The 23,908-nt window shown below is 67.3% G+C and carries 23 protein-coding genes; 13 read left to right on the top strand and 10 right to left on the bottom strand.

Annotated elements, in window-relative coordinates; translation table 11 throughout:
- Positions 1–29: 29 nt before the first annotated feature.
- From ccrA to ACH13J_RS02430, 3 genes are read left to right on the top strand one after another with little or no spacing between them, the layout of a single operon-like run.
- Positions 30–1,316, top strand: coding sequence for a crotonyl-CoA carboxylase/reductase (gene ccrA / locus ACH13J_RS02440; protein ID WP_397541716.1), 1,287 nt, complete (start codon positions 30–32; stop codon positions 1,314–1,316).
- A gap of 56 nt (positions 1,317–1,372) precedes the next feature.
- The gene (locus ACH13J_RS02435; RefSeq protein WP_397541715.1) at positions 1,373–2,899 is read left to right on the top strand and encodes an AAA family ATPase; all 1,527 of its coding nucleotides are present in this window, start codon (positions 1,373–1,375) and stop codon (positions 2,897–2,899) included.
- Positions 2,896–3,609: an SDR family NAD(P)-dependent oxidoreductase gene (locus tag ACH13J_RS02430; RefSeq protein WP_397541714.1), complete on the top strand. Its 714-nt coding sequence runs from the start codon at positions 2,896–2,898 to the stop codon at positions 3,607–3,609. Before ACH13J_RS02435 ends, ACH13J_RS02430 begins: the two co-directional genes overlap by 4 nt.
- A gap of 60 nt (positions 3,610–3,669) precedes the next feature.
- Here ACH13J_RS02430 and ACH13J_RS02425 read toward each other — a convergent pair whose 3' ends face one another.
- A complete protein-coding gene (locus ACH13J_RS02425) occupies positions 3,670–4,596 on the bottom strand; it encodes a histone deacetylase family protein (RefSeq protein ID WP_397541713.1) in 927 nt (308 codons plus the stop codon).
- 242 nt (positions 4,597–4,838) lie between these two features.
- Between ACH13J_RS02425 and rsfS the strand changes: the two genes are divergently transcribed.
- The 6 genes from rsfS (at position 4,839) to ACH13J_RS02395 (ending at position 10,735) form a co-directional block, all read left to right on the top strand.
- Positions 4,839–5,231, top strand: coding sequence for a ribosome silencing factor (gene rsfS, locus ACH13J_RS02420; RefSeq protein ID WP_397541712.1), 393 nt, complete (start codon positions 4,839–4,841; stop codon positions 5,229–5,231).
- On the top strand, positions 5,232–5,702 hold the full coding sequence (gene rlmH, locus ACH13J_RS02415) for a 23S rRNA (pseudouridine(1915)-N(3))-methyltransferase RlmH (protein WP_397541711.1): 471 nt from the start codon (positions 5,232–5,234) through the stop codon (positions 5,700–5,702).
- 161 nt (positions 5,703–5,863) lie between these two features.
- The gene (gene gpmI / locus ACH13J_RS02410) at positions 5,864–7,381 is read left to right on the top strand and encodes a 2,3-bisphosphoglycerate-independent phosphoglycerate mutase (protein WP_397541710.1); all 1,518 of its coding nucleotides are present in this window, start codon (positions 5,864–5,866) and stop codon (positions 7,379–7,381) included.
- On the top strand, positions 7,378–8,514 hold the full coding sequence (locus ACH13J_RS02405; protein ID WP_397541709.1) for a peptidoglycan DD-metalloendopeptidase family protein: 1,137 nt from the start codon (positions 7,378–7,380) through the stop codon (positions 8,512–8,514). Before gpmI ends, ACH13J_RS02405 begins: the two co-directional genes overlap by 4 nt.
- A gap of 8 nt (positions 8,515–8,522) precedes the next feature.
- The gene (locus tag ACH13J_RS02400; RefSeq protein WP_397541708.1) at positions 8,523–9,863 is read left to right on the top strand and encodes a S41 family peptidase; all 1,341 of its coding nucleotides are present in this window, start codon (positions 8,523–8,525) and stop codon (positions 9,861–9,863) included.
- Positions 9,864–10,375: 512 nt separating this feature from the next.
- Entirely contained in the window at positions 10,376–10,735 is a 360-nt protein-coding gene (locus ACH13J_RS02395) for a pentapeptide repeat-containing protein (protein ID WP_397541707.1), read from the top strand.
- A 407-nt stretch (positions 10,736–11,142) separates the two neighbouring features.
- On the opposite strand, the gene ACH13J_RS02390 is transcribed toward ACH13J_RS02395, so the two are convergent.
- On the bottom strand, positions 11,143–12,498 hold the full coding sequence (locus tag ACH13J_RS02390) for a lytic murein transglycosylase (RefSeq protein ID WP_397541706.1): 1,356 nt from the start codon (positions 12,496–12,498) through the stop codon (positions 11,143–11,145).
- A 202-nt stretch (positions 12,499–12,700) separates the two neighbouring features.
- Here ACH13J_RS02390 and ACH13J_RS02385 point away from each other — a divergent pair, with 202 nt between their 5' ends.
- Positions 12,701–13,408: a Tom37 metaxin N-terminal-like domain-containing protein gene (locus tag ACH13J_RS02385; protein WP_397541705.1), complete on the top strand. Its 708-nt coding sequence runs from the start codon at positions 12,701–12,703 to the stop codon at positions 13,406–13,408.
- A 68-nt stretch (positions 13,409–13,476) separates the two neighbouring features.
- Positions 13,477–14,439, top strand: a complete 963-nt coding sequence (locus tag ACH13J_RS02380; protein ID WP_397541704.1) for a calcium/sodium antiporter — start codon at positions 13,477–13,479, stop codon at positions 14,437–14,439.
- Between the two features lie 6 nt (positions 14,440–14,445).
- Here the strand turns inward: ACH13J_RS02380 and rnr are convergent, their stop codons facing one another.
- From rnr to ACH13J_RS02365, 3 genes are all read right to left on the bottom strand, one after another.
- Positions 14,446–16,701, bottom strand: a complete 2,256-nt coding sequence (rnr, locus tag ACH13J_RS02375) for a ribonuclease R (protein ID WP_397541778.1) — start codon at positions 16,699–16,701, stop codon at positions 14,446–14,448.
- Between the two features lie 149 nt (positions 16,702–16,850).
- Positions 16,851–17,609 (bottom strand): TIGR02186 family protein, encoded by a 759-nt coding sequence (locus ACH13J_RS02370; RefSeq protein WP_397541777.1) that lies wholly within the window; start codon positions 17,607–17,609, stop codon positions 16,851–16,853.
- A 6-nt stretch (positions 17,610–17,615) separates the two neighbouring features.
- Positions 17,616–18,533 carry a TSUP family transporter gene (locus ACH13J_RS02365; RefSeq protein ID WP_397541703.1) on the bottom strand — a complete coding sequence of 306 codons (918 nt, stop codon included), beginning with the start codon at positions 18,531–18,533 and terminating at the stop codon, positions 17,616–17,618.
- Positions 18,534–18,733: 200 nt separating this feature from the next.
- On the opposite strand from ACH13J_RS02365, the gene ACH13J_RS02360 reads away from it, so the two are divergent.
- A complete protein-coding gene (locus ACH13J_RS02360) occupies positions 18,734–18,904 on the top strand; it encodes a hypothetical protein (RefSeq protein ID WP_397541702.1) in 171 nt (56 codons plus the stop codon).
- Between the two features lie 97 nt (positions 18,905–19,001).
- Here ACH13J_RS02360 and ACH13J_RS02355 read toward each other — a convergent pair whose 3' ends face one another.
- Positions 19,002–19,874, bottom strand: a complete 873-nt coding sequence (locus ACH13J_RS02355) for an S-methyl-5'-thioadenosine phosphorylase (RefSeq protein ID WP_397541701.1) — start codon at positions 19,872–19,874, stop codon at positions 19,002–19,004.
- Between the two features lie 181 nt (positions 19,875–20,055).
- On the opposite strand from ACH13J_RS02355, the gene ACH13J_RS02350 reads away from it, so the two are divergent.
- Positions 20,056–20,550, top strand: coding sequence for a YHS domain-containing (seleno)protein (locus ACH13J_RS02350; RefSeq protein ID WP_397541700.1), 495 nt, complete (start codon positions 20,056–20,058; stop codon positions 20,548–20,550).
- Positions 20,551–20,590: 40 nt separating this feature from the next.
- Here the strand turns inward: ACH13J_RS02350 and ACH13J_RS02345 are convergent, their stop codons facing one another.
- The 4 genes from ACH13J_RS02345 to rlmN form a co-directional block, all read right to left on the bottom strand.
- Positions 20,591–20,782 (bottom strand): hypothetical protein, encoded by a 192-nt coding sequence (locus ACH13J_RS02345; protein ID WP_397541699.1) that lies wholly within the window; start codon positions 20,780–20,782, stop codon positions 20,591–20,593.
- Positions 20,783–20,901: 119 nt separating this feature from the next.
- The gene (locus tag ACH13J_RS02340) at positions 20,902–21,612 is read right to left on the bottom strand and encodes a gamma-glutamyl-gamma-aminobutyrate hydrolase family protein (RefSeq protein WP_397541698.1); all 711 of its coding nucleotides are present in this window, start codon (positions 21,610–21,612) and stop codon (positions 20,902–20,904) included.
- On the bottom strand, positions 21,609–22,601 hold the full coding sequence (locus ACH13J_RS02335) for an amidoligase family protein (protein WP_397541697.1): 993 nt from the start codon (positions 22,599–22,601) through the stop codon (positions 21,609–21,611). The genes ACH13J_RS02340 and ACH13J_RS02335 overlap by 4 nt, the downstream gene beginning before the upstream one ends.
- Positions 22,598–23,776 carry a 23S rRNA (adenine(2503)-C(2))-methyltransferase RlmN gene (rlmN, locus tag ACH13J_RS02330; RefSeq protein WP_397541696.1) on the bottom strand — a complete coding sequence of 393 codons (1,179 nt, stop codon included), beginning with the start codon at positions 23,774–23,776 and terminating at the stop codon, positions 22,598–22,600. The genes ACH13J_RS02335 and rlmN overlap by 4 nt, the downstream gene beginning before the upstream one ends.
- Positions 23,777–23,908: the final 132 nt, after the last annotated feature.

Raw genomic sequence — 23,908 nt, 5'->3', positions numbered from 1 at the left:
GGCGTGTGCTTGACCCAAGGAGGCTGACAATGGCTCTGGACACCGAAACCGGCATCGCACCTTACGACGCGCCCGAAAAGGATCTCTACGAAGTGGGCGAAATGCCGCCTTTGGGATACGTGCCGAAGCAGATGTATGCATGGGCCATCCGCCGCGACCGCCACGGCGAACCCGAACAGTCCTTCAAGGTCGAGGTCGTCGACACCTGGGAGGTGGACAGCCACGAGGTGCTGGTGCTCGTGATGGCCGCGGGTGTCAATTACAACGGCGTATGGGCCGGCCTGGGAGAGCCGATCAGCCCGTTTGACGGTCACGGCGCCGATTACCACATCGCCGGATCCGACGCGGCGGGAATCGTCTGGAAGGTCGGATCGGCCGTGAAGAACTGGAAGGTCGGCGACGAGGTCGTGGTGCACTGCAACCAGGATGACGGCGACGACGAGGAATGCAACGGCGGCGACCCGATGCTGTCGCCCACGCAGCGTATCTGGGGATACGAGACACCCGACGGGGCATTCTCGCAGTTCACCAAGGTCCAGGCGCAGCAGCTCATGCCGCGGCCCAAGCACCTGACATGGGAGGAATCGGCCTGCTACACGCTGACGCTGGCCACAGCTTACCGGATGCTCTTCGGTCATCACCCGCATGAGCTCAAGCCCGGCCAGAACGTGCTGGTATGGGGCGCGTCGGGCGGTCTTGGCTCCTACGCGATCCAGCTGGCCAATACCGCCGGCGCCAACGCGATCGGCGTCATCTCCGGCGAGGACAAGCGCGATTTCGTGATGTCCATGGGCGCCAAGGGCGTCATAAACCGCAAGGACTTCGATTGCTGGGGCCAGCTGCCCAAGGTGAACAGCCCCGAATACGGCGCGTGGCTCAAAGAGGCGCGCAAGTTCGGCAAGGCGATCTGGGACATCACCGGAAAGGGCGTCAACGTCGACATGGTTTTCGAGCACCCGGGCGAGGCGACGTTCCCGGTCTCGACGCTGGTGTGCAAGAAAGGCGGCATGGTGGTGATCTGCGCCGGCACGACCGGGTTCAATTGCACTTTCGACGTGCGCTACATGTGGATGCACCAGAAGCGCCTTCAGGGCAGCCACTTCGCGCATCTCAAGCAGGCCGCCGCAGCGAACCGCCTGATGATCGAGCGGCGGCTCGATCCCTGCATGTCCGAGGTGTTCCCGTGGGACGAGATCCCGCAGGCGCATACCAAGATGCTGCGCAACGAGCACAAGCCGGGCAACATGGCCGTGCTGGTGCAGGCGCCCCGCACCGGGTTGCGCACCGTCGAGGACGTGCTGGAGGCGGGCCGCTAGACCCGCTGAAAACGCTTTCGCTGGTCCCTGCCGCGGCGGGCCTGTAGGGTCGCGCCATGACCGGGACCACGTTGACATATTCCGAGGATCAGGCCGAGGCGCATGACCGCATCGCGGCAATGATGCGCGAGGCGGGCGTCGATCTCGAAGAGGGGGTGCTGGCCCCGCCGCGGGCCGGCGGCCAGAGCGTCATGGCCGTCGTCGGCAAGGCCGGTTCGGGCAAGACGCTGTTGCTGGCCGCGCTGTTCCGCGCCCTCGAGGAGGCGGGGGTCGAAACCGTTTCGGGCGACTACGAGGGGCGCCGGCGGCGCGACAGGCGTACGCTGGCGATCCTCGCTCCCACCAACAAGGCGGCCAGCGTGCTGCGGATGCGCGGCGTTCCCGCGACGACCATACATCGCATCCTCTACACCCCGGTCTATGACCCCGAATACGAAAAGATCGCCGAATGGCTGGCCGGCAATGGCGAGCGCCCCGAGATAGAGGGGCTGTCCGAGCAGGCGCTGGACCGCGCCCTGGCATTTTACCAGTCCAACAAGTCGATCCCCGGGGCACTGGCCGCGGCCGGTTTGCGCGGGTCGGATTTCATCACCGGGTGGAAGCGGCGCGAGGAGCCGCTCGATATCGGGCTCATCGACGAGGCCTCGATGCTGGATGCCAAGCAGTTCGAGGATCTCAAGGAAATATTTCCAACGCTTTTGCTCTTCGGCGACCCCGCGCAGCTGCCGCCGGTCAAGGGGGAGGGCGGCATGGTGTTCGAGGCGCTGCCCGCTCCCTCGCGGCTTGAACTGCACCGCATTCACCGGCAGGACGCCGACAACCCGATCCTCGACCTCGCCCACGCCCTCGGCGATCCGGAGCTCGGCTTCGAGGATTTCGAGCGGATGGTGGAGGAGACCGCGCGCCGCGACGACCGGGTGACCTGGGCGCAGCGGGTCGAGGTGGACCTCATGGCGCGCAGCCCCGTCCTTGTCTGGCGCAACGCCACGCGCATCCGGCTGATCAACGCCTTCCGCGGGGTCCACGGCGCCCCGGAGACCGAGTTGTTGCCGGGCGAGCCGCTCATATGCGACGGGATCGAGCTGCCGCTCAAGCACCGCAAGAAGCGGCTGGACCTCGAGGCGCGTGGCCTGATCAAGGGCGCCCAGGTGATATATCTCGGCCCCGGCAAGAAGCCGGGCTTTTCCCGGCTGCACGTGATCGGGGCGGAAGACCCGCGCGTGAGCGCGGCCTCGATCGTCAAGATCGAGAAGCCCGACGAGGAAGAGCCGTTCATCCCTTATGCCGCCAACATGGGCGCGACCTTCCTGCACGGGGCCGCGGTCACGATCCACAAGGCGCAAGGCTCGCAATGGCGGGATGTGCAGGTCTTTGCCCCCGATATCTACGCCGCTGCGCGCATGGGGCGGACCGAGGCCGGTCAGCCGCTGTGGAAGCGGCTGGCCTATGTCGCGGTGACACGGGCCGAGGAACGGCTGCACTGGGTGGTGCGCAACCGCCTGTCGAAACCTACGGGTCCTTTGCGCGTGGACGATTTGCGCGCGGCGCCCGTGCCGCTGACGCTGGAGGCAGAAGAGACATGAAATCCATCTTGGTCACCGGCGCGAGCTCGGGAATTGGCAGGGCCACGGCCGAGGAATTCCTGCGCGCGGGGTGGCGGGTGGGGCTGTTCGCCCGGCGGGCCGACAGGCTGGCCCGGTTGGCGCAGGAGAACGCGAACGCCGTTGCGCTGCCTGCCGACGTGACCGACGCGGTGGCAATGGAGGCGGCGTTCGACCGGTTCATGGAAAGGACCGGGCGTCTTGACGTGCTGTTCAACAACGCGGGCATCTTCGGGCCGTCCGGCCCCGTCGACGAGATCCAGCCAGAGGCATTCGACGAGGTTCTGGCCGTGAACGTTCGCGGCATGTTCATTGCCGCCCGCCTGGCTTTCAGCCAGATGCGGCGGCAGACGCCGCAGGGCGGGCGGATCATCAACAACGGCTCGCTCTCGGCGCACAGCCCCAGGCCCTGTTCGGTGTGCTACACCACCTCGAAACACGCCATCACCGGCCTGACCCGCAGCCTGTCGCTGGACGGCCGGCCCTTCGGCATCGCCTGCGGGCAGATCGATATCGGCAACGCCGAAAGCGAACTCGTCCGGGAACTGAAGAAGTCCCAGCCCGATATGCCGACCATGGCGGTCGACGATGCGGCCCGCTCCGTCCTGCACATGGCGGACATGCCCAAAGAGGCGAACGTGCAGTTCATGACCGTCATGGCGACGAAGATGCCCTATGTCGGGCGGGGATGAGGGCGCCGCATCTCGCGATCGGGGGGCAGATCATGTCGCGATGAGCGCCCTCCGGTTCCGTCAACCCCCGGCGCGGATGAGTTCGTCGACATGCGCCGCCCCGCTGGAGGCCAGCGCGCCAAGGTCGTAGCCCCCCTCGAGGCAGGAAACGACGCGCCCGTCGCAGTGCCGCGCCGCCATGGTGCAGAGTTCCCGCGTCACCCATGAAAAATCGGCGTCCACCAGTTCCAGGTTGGCCAGCGGATCATCCCTGTGCGCGTCGAAGCCGGCAGAGATCAGCAGGAGTTCCGGCGCGAAGGCGTCCAGCGCGGGCATGACCTGCCGCTCATACGCCGCCCGGAACGCGGCGCCGTCGGTCCCGGGCGAAAGCGGGATGTTGAGCACGTTGTCATGCGCACCGGTTTCGTCGGGGGCGCCCGTGCCAGGCCAGAGCGGCATCTGGTGCGACGAGACGAATAGCGATCTTTGCTCGGACCAGAGAAGGTCCTGCGTGCCGTTGCCGTGATGCACGTCGAAATCGACAACCGCGACGCGCGTCAGCCCGTGCCGTTCCATCGCGTGCCTGGCCGCTATGGCCACCGTGCCGAACAGGCAGAACCCCATCGGCCGCGCGGTCTCGGCGTGGTGTCCCGGCGGGCGCGTGGCGACGAAGGCGTTGCGGGCCTCCCCAGCCATGACCATGTCAACGGCGTGGATTGCCCCGCCGACCCCGCGCCCTGCCGCCCGGAACGAGCCGGGCGACATGAACGTGTCGGCGTCGAGCTGCTTTATCCCCTCGTCGGGTTCCTCCGCCCGTATGTGGTCGATGTAGCTTTGCGGGTGGCCAAGACGTAGCGCCGTGTCCGTGGCCTCGGGCGCGGCGACACGCGTCAGCGCCTTGCCGTCAAGCGCCGGCAGCAGGTGTTCGAGACGCGCAACGCGTTCCGGATGCCCCGGCGGCGTCAAATGCAGCAGGCAATCGTCATGGGTGATCAGGGCAGTCGTCATCGCACTCTCCGCTTTGCGCGGCGAGCCTAAGCGACTGGCCGGCCGTGTCCAGAGGGGAGTTGCGGCGGCATGACTGCCGCGATGCCGCCCCGGTGGCGCAAAAGCGCCATCGCCTGGTTTGTGTTCCCCCCTTCATTGAAATGTCACCGGGGGCTTGCTACCTTCTGGCCATGCCCGCGATCCGGGCGGAGTGAAGTGCAATCAAGGAGGACAATGTCCTGTCTTTCACGGCTGACGCGGCAATGGCCGCCGAACAGGGGGCGCGCGACATGGCGCCCGTGATCGACGCGAACAGCGAGGCACAGCTCGCGCGCGTTCTTTCCTCACTCGAAGAAGACAAGGCCGAGGATGTCGTGCAGATCGACCTGCGCGGCAAGACCGCAATCGGGGATTACATGGTGATCTGCTCGGGGCGGTCGAACCGGCAGGTTTCTGCGATCTCGGAAAAACTGGTGGAGCGGTTGAAGTCCGAGATGGGCATCTTGCCCAAGATCGAGGGCAAGGAGGCAGGTGACTGGGTGCTCGTCGATACGGGCGATGTCATCGTGCATGTCTTTCGTCCCGAGGTGCGCGAATTCTACCAGCTGGAAAAGATGTGGCTGCCCAGCCAGCAGGCCGCCTCGATCCAAAGCTGAATGCGCGTTCATGTCTGTGCCGTGGGCCGGCTCCGTCCCGGCCCCGAGCGCGACCTTGTCGACGACTACGTTTCACGTTTCGGGCGGGTGGGCCGCCAGCTCGGGCTGGGCCCAGCCCAGATCAAGGAAATAGATGACCGGAAGGGTGGTGGAATTTCCGCCGAGGCGGCGTTGATAGACCGCGCCATACCGGACGGCGCCGCCACCGTGGCGCTCGACGAGCGCGGCAAGGTGATGACGTCGCCGGACTTCGCCGCAATGCTGGCGCGATGGCGCGACGAGGGGGTGGCCGACGCGGCCCTCGTGATCGGCGGGGCCGACGGGCTGGACCCGGAGCTGCGGCAGCGTGCGGATGTCAGGCTATCGCTTGGTCCGATGGTGTGGCCGCACATGCTGGTGCGGGTCATGCTGGCCGAACAGCTCTACCGCGCTGCAAGCATCCTCGCCAGCAGCCCCTATCACCGGGCATGACCGCGCCCGGTGAACGGCGGGCGTGACGTGACCGGCCCGCACCACCGCGGTATCCCGCCCGCGACGAAACGGGACCCGCGGAACTGCGCAACGGCGCGCGCAAAACGGTTCCATGCCGAAGGTCGAGGCGTTAGAACCGCGGCATCAATGCAGGAGAGATCATGCGCGCACCCAAACCCGTAGTTCTGTGTATCCTCGACGGCTGGGGGCTGTCGGACCTGACCGAGGCGAATGCCCCGATCCTCGCCGACACGCCGAATTTCGACCGGCTCATGGCCGAATGCCCGCACGCCACCCTGGTCACGCATGGCACGGATGTGGGCTTGCCCGACGGGCAGATGGGCAACTCCGAGGTCGGGCACATGAACATCGGTGCCGGCCGCGTGGTCGAGATGGACCTGCGCCGCATCGACAAGGCCATCGAAACCGGCGCCTTTGCAACCCTGCCGGGGGTGCTGCGGTTCGTCGAAAAGCTGAAGCAGACGGGCGGCACCGCGCATCTTCTCGGAGTGCTCTCGGATGGCGGGGTGCATTCGCATATCGCGCACATGATCGCCGCGGCCGAGGCGCTGACGGGGCACGGCATTCCCGTCGCGATCCATGCCTTTACCGATGGGCGCGACGTTGCGCCCGTATCGGCGCGATCCTACCTGGAGGCGCTGCGCCGCGCGCTGCCCGAGGGGGCCTTCATCGCCACGGTTTCGGGACGTTACTACGCGATGGACCGCGACAACCGTTGGGAACGTGTGGAGCTGGCCTACAGGGCGCTGGCCCTTGGCGAGGGGTATGCCGCCGAAAACGCCGCGCAGGCCATTTCCGACGCCTACGGCAAGGGCCGCACGGACGAGTTCATCAAGCCGCGCGTGCTGGGGGAATATACCGGCATGCAGGACGGCGACGGTATTCTGTGCCTGAATTTCCGGGCAGACCGCGCCCGCGAAATCCTCGCGGCCTTCGCCGATCCAGATTTCGACAAGTTCGACGCCGGGCGGCGGCCCCGCTTTGCCATCGTGAGCGGGTTCACCGAGTACTCGCGCCGCCACGCGACCTACATGGACTGCATCTTTCCCGATGAACGCCCCGTCAACACGCTGAGCGAATGGGTGGCCCGGCAGGGGCGAACCCAGTTCCATAGCGCCGAGACCGAGAAGTATCCGCATGTCACCTTTTTCCTGAACGGCGGCAAGGAGGCCCCCGAGGACGGCGAGGAGCGGTACATGGCCGCCTCGCCCGACGTGGCGACCTACGACCTCAAGCCCGAGATGTCTGCCGACGAGGTGACGGACCATTTCGTGCAGGCCATCCAGCATGGCTACGACCTGATCGTGGTGAACTACGCCAACCCCGACATGGTGGGTCACACCGGTGATCTGGCCGCCGCCATCGCCGCCTGCGAGGCGGTGGACCGCGGGTTGGGCCGCGTCGTGGCGGCGCTCGAGGCGGCCGGCGGCGCGATGATCGTCACGGCGGACCACGGCAATTGCGAAACCATGATCGACCCCGGCACGGGCAAGCCCCACACCGCGCACACCACGAACCCCGTGCCGGTGATCCTCTACGGCGGGCCGGAAAACGCGGCCTTGCGGTCCGGCCGGCTGGCCGATCTGGCGCCGACCGTGCTGGCGCTCATGGGGCTGCCCAAGCCGGACGAGATGACAGGGAGCAGCCTTCTGGCATGAGGCGCCTGGCGGCGGTCATATCGCTGTTGCTGGCCGTCGGTGCCGCGCCGGCGCAGGAGGCGCCCGATCCCGGCGAGGCCGCGCGCGCTGCGGCACAGCGTTTGTCCAAGGCCGGCGCCCTGCTCGAGGCCGCCGAGGATGCGCGCAACCGCGTGCGCGCGCTGACAGAGGCGATCCGGGCCTACGAGGACGGGCTGGAGGCCATGCGAGAGGGGCTGCGCCGCGCCGCCATACGCGAAGAGGTGCTCACGCGCGAACTGGCCTCCCGCGAGGAAGAGATATCCCGGCTGCTTGGCGTTCTTCAGGGCATCGGCACCGCGCCCGCGCCGGTGCGGCTGCTGCATCCCGGCGGCCCGCTGGGCACGGCGCGTTCCGGGATGGTGCTGGCCGAGGTCGCGCCCGCGCTCGATGCCCGCGCCGAGGAATTGCGCGGGCAGCTCGAGGAGGTCAGCGTCGTGCGCGCCCTTCAGGACAGCGCGGCGGGCAAGCTGCGCGAGGGGCTGGAAAAGACCCAGCAGGCCCGTGCAGCGCTCAGCCAGGCGATCGCGGACCGTGAGGACTTGCCGCGGCGCTTCATCGAGGACCCGGTGCAGACCGCTCTGCTCGTGGCGTCCACCGACACGCTAGAGGGATTCGCCAGCGGGCTGACCGACATTGCGGTCGACGAGGCACCGGGAAGCCTGCCCGGGATCAGCGAGCGCAAGGGCGAGCTGCCCATGCCCGTGAAGGGCACGATCCTGCGCCGCGCGGGAGAGGCCGACGCGGCCGGCATTTCGCGGCCCGGTATCGTGGTGGCCACCCGGCCGCACGCACTCGTCACCACGCCAGCCCCCGCGACGGTGCGCTACCGCGGCCCCTTGCTCGACTACGGAAACGTGATCATTCTGGAGCCTCAGGCGGGCATTCTGCTTGTGATGGCGGGGCTTGATGTGGTCTATGGTCAGACAGGAGAGGTGCTGCCGGGCGGCAGTCCGGTCGGGCTTATGGGCGGCCCCGAGACCGGGGAGGACGGCCTTTTGACCACGACGGGCAGCGGCGCGGGTGCCCGGCAGACGGAAACGCTCTATATCGAACTGCGGCAGGACAACACCCCGGTTGATCCAGAAGCGTGGTTCAAGACAGACGAAGGATGATTATGCGCATGAAGAGATTTCTGATGGCCGCAGCCGCCGGTGTCCTGGCCGGTGCGGTGGTGACGACGCAGATCGCCGCGCCCCTGCTTGCCCAGGAAGCCGAAAAGACGACGAACGTCTATGAACAGCTCGACCTGTTCGGCGACATCTTCGAGCGGATCCGCTCGCAATACGTCGAGGAGGTGGACGAAGCCGAGCTGATCGAGGCTGCCATCAACGGCATGCTGACATCGCTCGATCCGCATTCCAGCTATCTTTCGCCCGATGACGCCGCCGACATGCGCGTGCAGACGCGCGGAGAGTTCGGCGGTCTGGGTATCGAGGTCACGCAGGAAGAGGGGTTCGTCAAGGTCGTCTCGCCCATCGATGGCACGCCGGCGGACAACGCCGGGGTCGAGGCCGGTGATTTCATAACCCATGTCGACGGCGAAAGCGTTCTGGGCCTGACGCTTGATGAGGCGGTGGATCTGATGCGCGGGCCGGTCGGCTCGGAGATCGTGATCACCGTGGTGCGCGAGAGCGAGCCCGAGCCCTTCGACGTGTCGATCATCCGCGACACCATCCAGATCAAGGCCGTGCGCGCCCGCACGGAGCGCGAGGCGGTGGTCCTTCGGGTCACGACCTTCAACGACCAGACTTACAAGAACCTCGAGGAGGGGCTGAAGGAGCAGGTCGAGGCAGCCGGCGGCGCCGACAAGGTGTCGGGCATCGTTCTGGATCTTCGCAACAACCCCGGCGGGCTTCTCACGCAGGCGATCAAGGTTTCCGACGCCTTCCTGAACCAGGGCGAAATCGTCAGCACCCGCGGCCGCAACCCCGAGGATGGCGAGAGGTTCAACGCCACCGAGGGCGACCTGACCGACGGTATGCCGATGGTCGTGCTGATCAACGGAGGTTCGGCCAGCGCCTCGGAAATCGTCGCGGGCGCGCTGCAGGACCACCGCCGTGCCATCGTGGTGGGCACCAAGAGCTTCGGCAAGGGGTCGGTGCAGACGGTCATGCCGCTGCGCGGCGACGGTGCCATGCGCCTGACGACGTCGCGCTATTACACGCCGTCCGGCCGGTCCATCCAGGCGCTCGGGATCTCGCCGGACATCGTCGTGCCGCAGCCGCGCCGCACCGCCGCCGACGAAGAGGCAGAGGACGAGACGACCCGCCCGCGCGCGCGGTCCGAGGCCGACCTGCGGGGACGGTTGGACAACGACAGCCTGACCGAGGACGAGATCCGCCAGATCGAGGAGGACCGCAAGCGCGCCGAGGAGGCCGCCAAGCTGCGCGAAGACGATTACCAGCTGGCCTATGCCATCGACGTGCTCAAGGGGCTGGCGGCGCTCGGCGCGGCGCGCTAGCCAAGGGCGCAGCGACAATGAAAAGGGCCGCGGGCACAATCCCCGCGGCCCTTTGCTTGTGCGGTGCGCCGGGGATACGATGCGTGTTCCGGGGTGCGCCCATGCGGTTCCACCGGCTGAAAGCGCGGGAGAGCGGGCGTTTGCTGCACATCATACCAATTGCAGCTCCGCGAAAGTCAGGCGAATTTGCAAGCCTCTTCCTAGTGTCTTGACAGCGCGCGCCAGAGCGGCGTGCGCCTAGCGGCACGCCTTCCCGGCGACCGCTGGAGAAGGATCGGGCAAAGGTCTTGTGGCGAACGGGTGCGTCTGCGTCTACCTTTCAAGGGACGCCCCCCCGCCCCCCCACACAAACCCTATGGGTTCGCCTGATTTCATGCTATCGTGGGGTCTCACACTAGAGGAAATTTTTAAGAAAAACATTTTTTGAGAACTAGAAAAGTACCATGACAATCCGACCCACCTTGGCCTATATCCCGCGGCTTGCCGCTGTTTCCCTAGCCCTCCTGATGACCATGGCACCAGACGCTATGGCCGCCTGCTCGGACCAAGCAGCCCCGAACATTGACTGGAGCGACTGTGACAAGTCTGGCGAGGGTCTGAGAGGCGCGGATCTGACCAACGCGGACCTGAGCGGGGCGGTCCTGCTCTATGCGAGGATTAGCGATGCGGACCTGTCGGGCGCGGACCTGACCAACGCGGATCTGAGAGGCGCGCAGGTGAGAGGCTCGAACCTGACCGGAGCGAAACTGTCGGGCGCAGACCTAACCAGTGCAGACATGACCAACGTGGACCTGATCGATGCGGACCTGAGCGGAGCGACTTGGACCGACGGCAGGACATGCGCCGACGGATCCCGCGGCTCCTGCGATTAATTCCAGCCGGGACCTGACTCGTGGTTGCGGCGTCGGCATTAGTCTTGCCATGCGTCGCCCAGACGACTCTTGGCGAATATCGGGCAGAGGTCGTGCTGAGTGGGACGGTGGAGTATCGGTTCAAGGCACGAGCCACGAGGCGATTGAGGGCGACAGTCCAGAACATCGGTCACCTGACTGGCTTTCCTCCAATGTACGCTTTGACCAACCAGTCTGTTTCGTACCGCGCTCGTTTTGGGCTGGGAGCGGTCGCTGGGAGTTAACTGAAAGAACGGCTGCTCCGGGCTGGGCACGTGGAGCCGTGGCCTTCGGCGCCAAAGCCGATGCAGGGGCAAGGGGTTGCTCCGGGATGCCGTCGGAGCGAGGCCGGGCATCGTCCGCGCGCCGCCGGGAGCGGACCCGCCCGGTCAGCCGCCGCGCAGGCGCGCCAGGACGGCCTTCGAGGGGTAGCCGTCGGCCTCCAGCCCCTCTGACCGCTGAAAGGACCGGATCGCCGCCACTGTGTTGGGGCCGATCAGCCCGTCGATCTTCTTCAGGTCGTATCCCTTGCGCCGCAGCCGCCGCTGCATTTCCTTCTTCTCGTCGAAGGTCAGCGGCTCGTACCCGCGCGGCCACGCCGTGCGGATCGGCGGCCCGCCCTTGATGCGGTCGGACAGGTGCCCCACCCCGATCACGTAGGCGTCCGCGTTGTTGTAGCGTTCCAGCACGGCAAAGTTGTCGAAGATCATGAAGGCCGCGCCGTCCCGCCCCGCGGGCAGCAGGATCGAGGCACGCCCGTGATCCGGCACCGGCCGCCCGTCCATGTCCGTCACGCCCATCCGCGCCCACTGCGACGGCATCCGCTTGATGCCCCGGCTTGCCTGGTTCGTGCTGAACCCGCGCGGCAAGCGCACCTCCACGCCCCATGGCTGGCCCTTGCGCCAGCCGAAACGGTCCAGATAGGCCGCGGTCGATGCCAGCGCGTCCGAGGGATCGTCAGACCAGATGTCGCGCTTGCCGTCACCGGTGAAATCCACCGCATAGGCAAGGTAGGAGGTCGGGATGAACTGGGTATGGCCCATGGCCCCCGCCCACGATCCCTTGAAGTCGCGCACCGACACGTCGCCCGATTGCAGGATCTTCAGCGCCGCGACGAGTTGCTTCTCGAAGAAACGGCCGCGCCGCCCGTCATGCGCCAGCGTGGCCAGCGCATCGATCATGCCGTGTTCGCCCATGCGGGTGCCATAGCGGCTCTCCAATCCCCAGACGGCGACCACCACCTCCTTGTCCACGCCGTAGGTCCGTTCGATCCGGTCGAGCGTGCGCCGGTACTTGCGCAGGACGCGCTTGCCCTCGGCCACCCGAGGCGGCGAGGCGGCGTTGTCGAGATAATCCCAGATCGCGCTCTTGAATTCCGCCTGGTTCCGGTCGCGCGAGATTGCCTCGCGGTCGTAGCGGACGTCGCGAAAGGCCGCATCGAAGACCTGCGCGCTGATGCCCCGGGAGAGTGCGCGATTGCGGAACCCCTGGATCCACCGGCGAAAGGCCGGCGGCGCGGCCGATGCGACCGCCGTGGCCTGCGTGTCCAGATCGCCCGGTCGCGCGATCGGGCGCAGGCTGCGGAAAACGGCATTGCGGGTCGTCACGTCGGCCGCGGCCGTCTTTGCCGCATCCATCGCTCCCGGCCGCACCTTCGGCCGGAGGGAGGTGTCAACGGGGGACGCCGTTGCCGGGCCTGCCACCGCGATCGATACAATCGCCGCCACGAAGAATGTCCTGCTCATCGCCTGTGTCCCATCTTTGCGGGGTTTGCGCCATCCTATCGCCAAAGCACGCCCCGTGGAAGCGTATCCTGCCCACCCAGCCATGGTCGGCCCCAACCCGCCGGGCAGGGAAAGGGGGGTGTCCGGCTTGACGCGGCGGCTTGGTGGCGCATTTACCTCCCGGGTCGGGGCGCGTTTGCCCGCCGGCCCGTGGAGACGCGTCATGCTGACACTGTTGACCTTCCCCGGCCACGGCCGGTTTCCCAGTCTCAGCCCCTTCTGCCTCAAGGCGATGTGCCTGCTGGAGATGTCCGGGCAGGTCTGGGTGCCCTCCTACGTCTCGGATCCTTCGAAGATGCCGTGTGGCAGGCTGCCGGTTCTTCGGACGAGCGAGGCCCTGATTCCCGATAGCGACGCGATCCAGGCCTGGCTGCAGACCCGCGGCGCCGGGTTCGACGCCGGACTCGATCGCGCCGAGACGGCGCACGCCCATGCCCTTGTCACGATGGCGGAGGAAGGCTTGCGCCATGGGCTCGCGCATGACCGCTGGTTGCGGGCGGATTGCTGGCCCGCGACACGCAAGGCGTTCTTCGGCGCGTTGCCGGCGCCGGTCCGCGGGCCGGTCGCGGCGCATGCGCGCAGGCAAATCCGCCGCATGCTGGAGCTGCAGGGCACTGCCTTGTTCAGCGAGTCCGCCAGGCTCGGACGGATGGGCCGAGACCTCGATGCCGTGCGCGCGACGCTGGGGGAAAAGCCGTATCTTTTCGGCGACGGGCCGGGCACCGCGGATGCGGCGATCGTGCCGGTCCTCGACATGATCCGCGATCTGCCATGCGAGACGGGCCTGCGCGAGATGGTGCGCGGCGATGCCAATTTGGTGGCGTGGATCGACCGCACGGCCGCGGCCGTCTACCCGTCTTTCCCGTCTTGATCGGTGGGTGCGGGCGACACATTTACCGGGCGTGACGAGACGCTGTGCAAACCCGCGGGGCCGGGAACATGTATCTGGATTATCTCTTCGTTGTGGCCGGACTGGCCGGGCTGATCGCCGGGGGCGAGATGCTGGTGCGCGGCGCGGTGGCGCTGGCGCGGGGGATGGGCGTGTCGCCGGTCGTCATCGGGCTGACACTGGTGGGCTTCGGCACCTCGTCGCCCGAACTGCTGACCAGCGTGCAGGCCGCCTTCGCCGGGTCTGCGGGTATCGCGCTGGGCAACGTCGTGGGCAGCAACATCGGCAATATCCTCCTGATCGTCGGGGCCGCCGCGTTACTGACGCCGGTCGCGGTTGCGCCCGGCATGCTGCGCCGCGACGGGGTCGTGATGGCGGGGGCGACGCTGGCCTGTCTTGTCGCCGTGCTTGGCGGCGGGATCGAGCGGCCGGTCGGTGCGGCGCTCTTGGCGGCCCTCGCGGTTTACCTGGCCGCGACGATCGCGGCGGAGCGGCGCCGGGGAACGCCGGCCGCCGAGATGTATACGCACGGGGCCGAGACGGTTGCGGTGCGGGCCGCTCCCGCCGGGCGGTCGGCCTTCGTTCTCCTCGCCGGGCTCGGCCTGATCCTACTGGGGGCGCGGTTCCTCGTGAACGGCGCCATCTCGATGGCCGGACACCTTGGGCTCAGCGAATCCGTCATCGGGCTGACCATCGTCGCCATTGGCACCTCGATGCCCGAGCTGGCCACCTCGGTGATCGCTGCGCGAAGGGGACATGGCGACGTGGCCTTCGGCAACGTGGTGGGCAGCAACATATTCAACATACTCGGGATCCTCGGCGTGACCGCCCTGCTGCATCCGCTGGAGGTGCCCGCGCGGATCGCCGGGGCAGACATCTGGGTCATGCTGGCGGCGACGGCGGTGCTGCTGCTCTTCGCGTGGACGGGCCGGCGCATCGGCCGGCGCGAGGGGGCCGCGCTGCTGGTTGTCTATGCCGGCTATCTCGCATGGCTGCTGTTGGCCGCCGCATGAGGTGGGTCAGCGGCGGCTGCGCTTGACCTTGCGCGCCTTGGCGTCGGCCTTTTTCCGCCCGCGGGATTCCTTGCGCCGCGGGGGTTTCCCACGGGCCTTGGCCGGCCCCTTGGGCGGGTTCTTGCCCTCGATGCTGACCAGTTCGAGCGCGAGCCCCCCCGTCACCGGCGCGGCCTCGGCCAGCCGCACTGTGACACGCTGGCCCAGCCCGATGGTCAGCCCCGTGTCGGCGCCCATCAGTGTCCCGTTCTCCCGGTCGAAGTGGAAGAACTCGCGCCCCAGGGCGCGCACGGGGATCAGCCCGTCGGCGCCCGTCTCGTCCAGCCGCACGAAGACACCGAAACGCGCCACGCCACTGACCCGACCTGTGAATTCCTCGCCGACCCGTTCCGACAGGTAGGCGGCAAGGTAACGGTCGTTCGTATCCCGCTCGGCCACCATCGAGCGGCGCTCGGTCTCGCTGATGTGCTCGGCAGTGCCTTGCAGCCGGTCGATGTCGCCCTGGCTTAGCCCGTCCCCGTCCCAGCCATGGGCGGAGATCAGCGCGCGGTGCACCACGAGGTCCGCGTAACGCCGGATGGGCGACGTGAAATGCGCATAGGCCTGCAGTGCCAGCCCGAAATGCCCGTAATTCGACGGCGCGTAATAGGCCTGCGTCATCGCCCTGAGCGTCGACATGTTGATGATGTCGGCGTGGTCGGTCTGCTCTGCGGCCTTGAGAAGCTGGTTGAGATGCGACGTTTTCAGCACCTGCCCCTTGGCCAGCACCAGCCCCGCGGCCTCGGCCACGTCGCGGAGGGTATCCAGCTTCTCGGGCGGAGGCTCCTCGTGCACGCGGAAGAGCAGGGGCGATTTCTTCGCCGTCAGCGTCTCCGCGGCTGCCACGTTGGCGAGGATCATGAACTCTTCGATCAGCTTGTGCGCCTCCAGCCTGTCGGCGAAGTTGACAGACAGCACCTTGCCCTCTTCCGACAGCTCCACCTTGCGCTCCGGCAGGTCGAGGTCGAGCGGCTGGCGCCGCTCTCGTGCCGCCTGGAGCGCCCCGTGCGCGGCATAGAGCGGCCGGATGACGTCCTCCATCAGCGGGCCGCAGGTCTCGTTGGGCGCGCCGTCCATCGCCGCCTGAACCTCGCGGTAGGTCAGCGAGGCGGCCGAGCGCATCAGCCCGCGGGTAAAGCGGTGGCCGATCTTCTGCCCGTGCGCATCGATCTGCATGCGCACGGCGATGCAGGCCCGCGGCACGCCCTCGTGCAGGCTGCACAGGTCGCCTGACAGGCGGTCGGGCAGCATCGGCACGACGCGGTCGGGGAAATAGCTGGAATTGCCGCGCCTGCGCGCCTCGCCGTCCAGCGCCGAGCCGGGGGTGACGTAATGCGCGACATCCGCGATCGCGACCCACAGCACGTGCCCGCCCTCGTTGCGGGAGTCGTCGTCGGCGTGCGCCCATACAGCGTCGTCATGGTCGCGCGCATCGGCCGGGTCGATGGTCACCAGCGGCAGGTCGCGCAGATCCTCGCGCCCGCTCAGGCCCGCCGGCTTCATCCGGTCGGCCTCCTCGATCACATCGTCGGGAAAATCATCCGGAATTCCATGCTGATGTATCGCGATGAGCGAGACGGCCTTTGGCGCACTCGGGTCGCCCAGCCGGTCCACCACCCGGGCGCGCGGCAGGCCCATCCGGCCCTTGGGGCCTGACTGCTCGGCCTCGACGAGTTCGCCGTCGCGGGCGCCGCCCGTGGCGTCGTCGGGGACGCTCCACTCCTTGCCGTCACCCTTGTCGATGGGCACGATGCGCCCGCCTTCCGCGCGCTTGCGGTAAATGCCGAGGATCTTGCGGGGATTGGCGCCGATCCGGCGGATCAGGCGGGCCTCGTAATGGTGATCCTCGCCCTTGACCTCCTGCAGTCGTGCAAGGATGCGGTCGCCTTCGCCGAGCGCGGGGTCCGAGGCACGTTCATTTACCAGCACGACGGGTTCCACGCCCTCACCGTGCCATTCCAGCGGTCGTGCCAGCAGGTCGCCGTCGCGCGTCTGGCCGGAGACCTGCAAGACCGTCACCGGCGGGAGCTTGTCGGGATCGCGATAGGTTTTCTTGCGCTTCTCAAGGTGTCCCTCCTCCTCCAGCTCCTTGAGGATGCGCTTGAGATCGATCCGCGCCGCGCCCTTTATGCCGAAGGCCTTGGCGATGTCGCGCTTGGAAGTGAGGGTCGGGTTGTCCGAGATCCATTTGAGGATCTCGTCCTTCGAGGGCATGTGGCTCATGGGGGTCAGGTAGCACGTCTTGTTCGGGGCGTCATCCGGGAAAGGCGGCACGCCTGGCGCCTGCCGCGCGGAAAGGCCGGTGCACGGATATGCGTGACGAGGTGGGGACAGCCCAGGCGAAAATCAAGCCACCGCCCCGGCCGGTCCCCTCACGCCTGCCGCAGCGCCCGAAAGGCAGCCGAGGCGCCCCAGCCCGCGGCGATGGCGATGGCCAGAGACATCAGACCGTAAAGCAGTGGCTGTTCACGCGACAGTGTATAGAGCCAGCGCTCCAGCCCAACCTTGCGAACGTCGATACTGGTCTCGTAGACCGAGATCACCTGCCCGGCGCGCGTCAGGAATATCCGCGTCGAGTACTCGCCCTCGGTCAGGTTGGCCGGCATGTCGATGGCCGTGCGGAAAAGAGTCTGTTCGTCCACCGCGACCGCATTTTCCAGCGTCTTGTAAAGACCCGATCGCTCGCGGATGCGCACGACCGCGTCCGCGAAATCCTGCGCCCCGCCGATATCCATCGCCGCACCGACCGACCGGATCGCCCGCTCGATCGATACCCGGTGGCGGAGATCCTCGACATTTGTCAGCACCTCGCCGAACGGGCCGCTCGTCGCCACGGCGTAGAAGCTCGGCGCCGCGTCCACCATCACGCTGTCGGTGTTCACCCAGATTCCGAACACCTGTTCCTTGCGGCGCACGGTGACGGGTTTGGACGGGCCGGATACCGCGACAACCACCTCCAGGGGCGGGCCCTCAGGTATCGGTTTGTCGCGTTTGACGGCGCCGAAGATGAGTATGTGCGAGCCGTCGAAGGTCGCGGTGATCGCCACCTCGTCCTGGCTGAGACCCAGCACCACTTCCTCCGCCCGGGCGGGCAGGGCGATGAGCAACAGGGCCAGGCACAACCGCAGCATCATCGCCTAGTGCCCCCCCGCCGGCCCGAGGGAATAGAGCTCGGCCGGTTTCAGCAGCAGGTCGAGCGCCAGCTTGCCGCAGACGACCAGGACCATCATCGCCAGCAGGATACGCAGCTGTTCGGCCTTCATCCGCGTGCCGATGGTGGTGCCGATCTGCGCGCCGATCACGCCGCCCACCAGCAGCAGGACCGCCAGTGCCACGTCGACGGTGTAGTTCGTCGTCGCATGCAGCAGCGTGGTGAAAGCGGTGACGAAGATGATCTGGAAAAGAGATGTACCCACGACGACCTTGGTCGGCATGCCGAGGATATAGATCATCGCCGGAACCATGATGAAACCGCCGCCCACCCCCATGATCGCGGCCAGAACGCCGACCGCCACGCCCACGAGCAGGGGGGGAATCACGCTGATGTAGAGGCCGGAGGTCCGAAAGCGCATCTTCATCGGCAGCTTCTGCACCCATGTGTGCCGCTTGCGCACGGGCGCGCCGCCGCCGCTGCGCGACTTTCGGATGGCGCGCAGGCTCTCGAAGAACATCATCCCGCCGATCACGCCGAGGAACACGACGTAGCAGAGCCGCACCAGCAGATCGACCTGGCCGAGCGATTTCAGGTAGTTGAACAACAGCACGCCGAGGGCGGCGCCGACCAGCCCGCCCACCAACAGGACTGTGCCCATTCGGAGATCCACGGTCTTTCGCCGCAGATGGGCCAGAACCCCGGAAAAGGATGATGCGACGATCTGGTTGGCCTCGGTCGCCACGGCCACGGCGGGGGGAATGCCGATGAAGAACAGAAGCGGCGTCATGAGGAAGCCACCGCCAACCCCGAACATTCCCGAAAGGATGCCCACCAACCCGCCTAGCCCCAGCAGAAGGAAGGCGTTGACCGACACCTCGGCGATAGGAAGGTAGATCTGCATGCCGATCCTTATGCGCATGTGACCTTTCAATGCAAGATGAATGCCTTTGATCCGCCTTGCAATCCGCCGGAGCGGCCGGCTGCGCGTTGCATGGCCGCCGCGGTATGCCGTGGCGGATCGGTTGACCCGGGCAATGCATGGAATGTATATACATCCAGCATCGAGACGGGGTGCAATCAGGACCGGCGGCCGGGGGTGAAGTGGCAAAGAAGGACGACAAGAAGAAGCCCGGCAAGAAGGACAGCCAGCTCATCCTGCGGCTCGACAAGGGCGAGCGGGATGAATTCATCTCCCTTTGCAAGGAGATGGACACCACGGCGGCGCGCGAAATCCGCCGTTTCATCCGGGACTTCGTCAAGACGCACGGCTGAGGGCGTGTGCACCGCGAAGACGCGGCAGCAATGGCATTGTCGCCGGGGCGCCGGCGGATACGCCATGGCCCGCGCAGCCCGTGGCACGGGCGAATCGCTAGAGAACCCGGCCCGCCACCGTGCGCAGCTTTTCCACCAGCTCCGGATCGCGGGCCTCCGGCGCGGTGAGCAGGGCGAACTCCAGCGCCCGGTCACAGCCGTGCGGACAGGGCGCGCGCCGTTGCTCCAGCCGCGACGCGAGGCCCTGCACCGTCGCGCGGCCTTTGTCCGCGTTTCCCTTCAGCGTGGCGACGATCTGGGCGATGTCGACCTCGCCGTGATGGGGGTGCCAGCTGTCGTAGTCCGTGACCATCGCGACGGATGCATAGCACAGCTCCGCCTCGCGGGCGAGCTTGGCCTCTGGCATGTTGGTCATGCCGATCACGTCGGCGCCCCAGGACTCGCGGTACAGTCGCGACTCCGCCAGCGTCGAGAATTGCGGCCCCTCCATGGCAAGGTAGGTACCGCCGCGATGCACCGTGATTCCCGCCGCGCGTGCCGCCGTGCCGCAGGCATCGCCGAGCCGGGGGCAGACCGGATGCGCGAGGCTGACATGCCCCACGCAGCCCTGGCCGAAAAAGCTCTTGTCGCGGGCGAAGGTGCGGTCGATGAACTGGTCAACGATCACGAAGTCGCCGGGGCGGAGCTCCTCCCGGAACGATCCGCAGGCCGAGAGTGAAACCACGTCCGTCACTCCCAGCTGTTTCAGGGCATCGATGTTGGCGCGATAGGGGATGGAGGATGGTGAATGGGCATGCCCCCGCCCGTGCCGCGGCAGGAACGCCATGGCCACATCGCCGAAGCTGCCGGTCAGAACCGAGTCCGAGGGCGCGCCCCACGGCGTGTCCACCACCGTCCAGCGCGCATCCTCCAGACCGTCGATATCGTAAACCCCCGATCCCCCGATCACGCCGATCATCGTGCTGGTCATTCCCGCCTCCTGTTGCCTGACGTCAATCTGTAGGGGCCCGCCACGGAATATCAAACGGGTTTCGCGGCCCCGTCACGCGGCGGTCAGGCCGTCGTGATGCGGGGCGAGCCGTTGTGATTTGCGAAACGTGCCGCCCGGCGCGACGCTTTCCGCAGTCTCAAAGCAGAAAAGGATGCGACCCATGACAGAGTTCACCAGACGTGGCGCACTGACGCTTGCCGCCGCCGGCCTGCTGGCCGCGGCCCCGCTGCCGACGCTGGCGGAGTCGGACAAGGTGCGGCTGAACACCGACGCCGACGGCGTGATGCTGCACGGCTATGACCCGGTGGCCTACTTCACGCAGGATACGGCCATCGAGGGCGACAGGACGATCACCACCGTGCATGACGGCGCGACGTACCGGTTCAACTCGGCAGAGCACCGCGAGATGTTCGAGTCCAACCCGTCGCAATACGTGCCGGCCTATGGCGGCCACTGCGCCATGGGCACGGCGATGGGGCTGAAGCTCGACGTGAACCCGGAATTGTTCCGGGTGGTCGATGGCACGCTCTATCTCAACATCCACGAAGACGCGCAGGGCCGCTGGCTGAGCGACGTGTCCGGCCATATCGATATGGCGGATTCGAAGTGGAAGAAAATCCGCGACGTGCCCGCCGCTCAGCTGGAGGCGAACTGACCCGCGCCGCGCGCTGCGCTGCCCCGACGGGCGGCGCGGGTCATGCGGCCGAGCTGCCGAGCGTGCAGATGTCGCCGCCCCTGACGAGGGAGGTCACGACACGGCCTTCGCTGGTGTCGCGGATTGTATAGCCGTAGCCCCGCAGCCGGTGCTTCCATTCCCGGTCGGAGACGGCCATTGCGCGTTCGCGCATCACGAGATCACGGACTTGGCTGATATTGGTGTGTTGCATCGTTTCCTGCCTCAATACAGTTATCCAATAAGATCGTGCATACCCCGCAGTTGTGGCGACAATCGTGCCGGAATCGGGCAGGGTGGGGGAAACATCGCGTCACGGCATCGCGCGCGGCGCTACATCGCGTCGTCCACGTGGGAAAGTTGTGGCGCATGCTCGTGCCCGGCGGTCGCGGCCACCACGAGGGCCGCGAACAGCCGCCGCTGGCGGCGGGCGTAGAACAGGTGCTCGGGGTGCCACTGCACGCCGATGGCAAAGGGGTCGCGGACCCGCTCGATCGCCTGGATCATGCCGCCCGGATCGTATGCCGCCACCCGCAGCCCGCGCCCCAGAGTATCGACCGACTGGGAATGCAGCGCGTTGACGCGCATGGGGTCCTCTCCGGTGATGGCCGCCAACCGGGTGCCCGGTTGCACCCGCACGTCCTTGCGCGGCAGGATCGTGCGGTGGCGGCGGCTTTCGCGATATACTTCGTAGGCGTCCTGATGCAGCGTGCCGCCGAGCGCGACGTTCAGCATCTGGCTGCCCCGGCATATGCCCAGAACGGGCTTGCCCGCCTCGAAGGCCGCCTCGACGATGTGGCGTTCCATCGCGTCACGCTCCGGGTCAAGCCGGGCGGAGGCGACGATATGGCCACCGTAAAGGTCGGGCGAGATGTCATCGCCGCCCCCGATGATGACACCGTCGACCGCGCCGATGTCGACATCCCGACCCCAGGTCCAGCGCACGGCCCGCCCGCCCGCAAGGCAAACGTTGAATGCCACGAGGGGGAAAATCCGCCAGCCCGAACGCCGCGAGACCGTGACCGCGATGACGGGCCGGGTCATGCCGGGCCGTCCCCCGCGTCCCAAAGGCCACGCCGCCGCAGCAGTGCCCCGCACTGCTCGGCCCAGAACGCGCGCGACAGCGTCAGGCCCGCATGCGCACCTTCCCAGCCCTGCGCCAGCGCGGTCAGCGTGTCGGGGTCCGCGGCCACGCGCTCGACCGTCCGCCATCGCCGCCATTCATGGTCCAGCGACCAGCCCGGATCCTCGATGCGGCAGTCCGGCAGCCGGAAGTGGAAGGCGGGGCGTGGTGACGTGCTCTCGGTGATCGCGGGGCCGATGCGCTCGGGCTCGAGATGCGCAAAGACCGGCAGCATGTCGAGGCCGAAATTGCGTGATGGCGCTTCCTCCAGATAGGCGTCCATCACGTGGCGCAGGTCCGCCGTGACGCCCAGCCCGATGAGCCGATGCACCAGGCGGGTCGGGTAGGGCGCGGTAAACGGCAGAACCCGCCGCGTTTGGTCGATCGGGTTGGCGTCGCGCAGCCAGTCCTCGGTCAGGGCATACGCCAGCAGTGGCGGCACGACGCCGGCCGCGTCCTCTGACGCCACCTGTATGTTGAGATGCACGCCGAAGCCGAAGAACAGCCCCCCGCCGCTGCCGACCGCCCCCGCTTCGCGCAATTCCGCGCGCAGACGGTCCAGCCGCAGCAGCCCCTCGCGGTCCAGCGGTTCCGTCACGATCTCGACGGGAATGACCTCGCGTCCCAGCGTGAGGGCGGCATCGCGCAGCGCCGATTTTTCCGCATGGCGCAGCGCGGTGTCCAGGTACACTTTCAGCGTGCCCAGAGGCGTATCATCCACCTGCCAATTCGCGTCGTCCACCTGCCGGGCCGTGCCGCCCAGATGCTGCGCGCACAGCCGGGCGCAAGCTGCCTCGTCCAGTCCGCCCAGTTCGATTTCCACGCCGGTGCGCCGCGGCTTGCCGTCCGCCGCGAGCGGCAGGGGCAGCGGCGCGAAGGCATCCTCAGGCGCCGCGGCGCCGCCGGTCACGTCCGGGCCTCGGCCTCGATCTCTCGCCGCGACTTGCGGCCGCGCTCCGTCTCGGACTTCAGCTGCCCGCAGGCGGCCATGATGTCCTCGCCGCGCGGCGTGCGGATGGGGCTGGCATAGCCCGCCTTGTGGACGATGTCGGCAAACCGCTCGATCCGTTCCCAGTCGGACCGCTGGTGCGGGGCGCCGGGCCATTCGTTGAACGGGATGAGATTGATCTTGGCCGGAATGCCCTTGATCAGCTGGATCAGCCGTTTGGCATCCTCGTCGCTGTCGTTCACGTCCTTGAGCATCACGTATTCGAAGGTGATGCGCTCGGAGTTGCTCAGGCGCGGATACTCGCGCAGGGCGTCCAGCAACGTGGCGATGTTCCACTTCCTGTTGATCGGCACCAGCTTGTCGCGCACCTCGTCGGTGGTGGCGTGAAAGCTGACGGCCAGCATGCAACCGATTTCCTCGGCGGTCTTGGCGATCTCGGGCACCACGCCACTGGTCGACAGCGTGATCCGGCGGCGCGACAGCGAAATTCCCTCACCGTCCATGGCGATCTTCATCGCGTCGCGGACATTGTCGAAATTGTAGAGCGGCTCTCCCATGCCCATCAGCACGATGTTGGACAGAAGCCGTGGCCGCTCGCCCGTGCCCTCGCCGCGTCGCGGCCATTCGTCCAGGTCGTCGCGCGCCATCATCACCTGGCCGATGATCTCGCCGGCGGTCAGGTTGCGCACCAGCTTCTGCGTGCCGGTATGGCAGAACGAACAGGTCAGCGTGCAGCCCACCTGGCTCGAGATGCACAGTGTTCCCCGGTCGGCCTCGGGGATGTAGACCACTTCGACCTCGTGCCCCCCGGCGATGCGCGCGAGGTACTTGCGCGTGCCGTCGGCGCTGACCTGCCGGCTGACCATTTGGGGGATCTCGATGACGAAATTCTCTGCCAGCATGGCGCGATAGGCCTTGGACAGGTTCGTCATCGCGGCGAAGTCGCGCACGCCCCACCAGTAGACCCATTGCCAGATCTGGCTGACGCGCATCTTGGCCTGCTTCTCGGGGGTGCCGGCCGCGACCAGCGCCGCGCGCAGCCCCTCGCGCGTCAGCCCCACGATGTTGACGGGCCCCTCCGGCCGTTTCCGGGGTATCGTCCTCACGTCATGGGTGATCGGGGCGGTGTCGGTCATGGTTCGCACGGTCCTGTTGTCGGATGCGCCTCCATATAGGACATGCCGGCCGATTCCAAAACGTTTCGTTGGCGGCGCCGCGCCCTGCGCGCGATGCCCGGGGTGGGCCATGTCGCGCGTAAGGGGCGCGGG

Origin of the sequence: Roseovarius salis (assembly GCF_044472985.1) — a bacterium.
In the GTDB taxonomy this organism is placed as follows: domain Bacteria; phylum Pseudomonadota; class Alphaproteobacteria; order Rhodobacterales; family Rhodobacteraceae; genus Roseovarius; species Roseovarius salis.
This window is presented reverse-complemented; position numbering and strand designations above follow the sequence as displayed.

What these genes read in the sequence shown, in the direction of transcription:
- ACH13J_RS02355 (WP_397541701.1), bottom strand. Translation starts at nt 19,874, where the DNA reads ATGACCAGCACGATGATCGGCGTGATCGGGGGATCGGGGGTTTACGAT.
- gpmI (WP_397541710.1), top strand. Translation starts at nt 5,864, where the DNA reads ATGCGCGCACCCAAACCCGTAGTTCTGTGTATCCTCGACGGCTGGGGG.
- ACH13J_RS02370 (WP_397541777.1), bottom strand. Translation starts at nt 17,609, where the DNA reads ATGCTGCGGTTGTGCCTGGCCCTGTTGCTCATCGCCCTGCCCGCCCGG.
- ACH13J_RS02345 (WP_397541699.1), bottom strand. Translation starts at nt 20,782, where the DNA reads ATGCAACACACCAATATCAGCCAAGTCCGTGATCTCGTGATGCGCGAA.
- ACH13J_RS02405 (WP_397541709.1), top strand. Translation starts at nt 7,378, where the DNA reads ATGAGGCGCCTGGCGGCGGTCATATCGCTGTTGCTGGCCGTCGGTGCC.
- rnr (WP_397541778.1), bottom strand. Translation starts at nt 16,701, where the DNA reads ATGAGCCACATGCCCTCGAAGGACGAGATCCTCAAATGGATCTCGGAC.
- ACH13J_RS02425 (WP_397541713.1), bottom strand. Translation starts at nt 4,596, where the DNA reads ATGACGACTGCCCTGATCACCCATGACGATTGCCTGCTGCATTTGACG.
- ACH13J_RS02385 (WP_397541705.1), top strand. Translation starts at nt 12,701, where the DNA reads ATGCTGACACTGTTGACCTTCCCCGGCCACGGCCGGTTTCCCAGTCTC.
- ACH13J_RS02435 (WP_397541715.1), top strand. Translation starts at nt 1,373, where the DNA reads ATGACCGGGACCACGTTGACATATTCCGAGGATCAGGCCGAGGCGCAT.
- ACH13J_RS02390 (WP_397541706.1), bottom strand. Translation starts at nt 12,498, where the DNA reads ATGAGCAGGACATTCTTCGTGGCGGCGATTGTATCGATCGCGGTGGCA.
- rlmH (WP_397541711.1), top strand. Translation starts at nt 5,232, where the DNA reads ATGCGCGTTCATGTCTGTGCCGTGGGCCGGCTCCGTCCCGGCCCCGAG.
- ACH13J_RS02430 (WP_397541714.1), top strand. Translation starts at nt 2,896, where the DNA reads ATGAAATCCATCTTGGTCACCGGCGCGAGCTCGGGAATTGGCAGGGCC.
- rsfS (WP_397541712.1), top strand. Translation starts at nt 4,839, where the DNA reads ATGGCCGCCGAACAGGGGGCGCGCGACATGGCGCCCGTGATCGACGCG.
- ACH13J_RS02395 (WP_397541707.1), top strand. Translation starts at nt 10,376, where the DNA reads ATGGCACCAGACGCTATGGCCGCCTGCTCGGACCAAGCAGCCCCGAAC.
- ACH13J_RS02365 (WP_397541703.1), bottom strand. Translation starts at nt 18,533, where the DNA reads ATGCAGATCTACCTTCCTATCGCCGAGGTGTCGGTCAACGCCTTCCTT.
- ACH13J_RS02380 (WP_397541704.1), top strand. Translation starts at nt 13,477, where the DNA reads ATGTATCTGGATTATCTCTTCGTTGTGGCCGGACTGGCCGGGCTGATC.
- ACH13J_RS02340 (WP_397541698.1), bottom strand. Translation starts at nt 21,612, where the DNA reads ATGACCCGGCCCGTCATCGCGGTCACGGTCTCGCGGCGTTCGGGCTGG.
- ACH13J_RS02350 (WP_397541700.1), top strand. Translation starts at nt 20,056, where the DNA reads ATGACAGAGTTCACCAGACGTGGCGCACTGACGCTTGCCGCCGCCGGC.
- rlmN (WP_397541696.1), bottom strand. Translation starts at nt 23,776, where the DNA reads ATGACCGACACCGCCCCGATCACCCATGACGTGAGGACGATACCCCGG.
- ACH13J_RS02400 (WP_397541708.1), top strand. Translation starts at nt 8,523, where the DNA reads ATGAAGAGATTTCTGATGGCCGCAGCCGCCGGTGTCCTGGCCGGTGCG.
- ccrA (WP_397541716.1), top strand. Translation starts at nt 30, where the DNA reads ATGGCTCTGGACACCGAAACCGGCATCGCACCTTACGACGCGCCCGAA.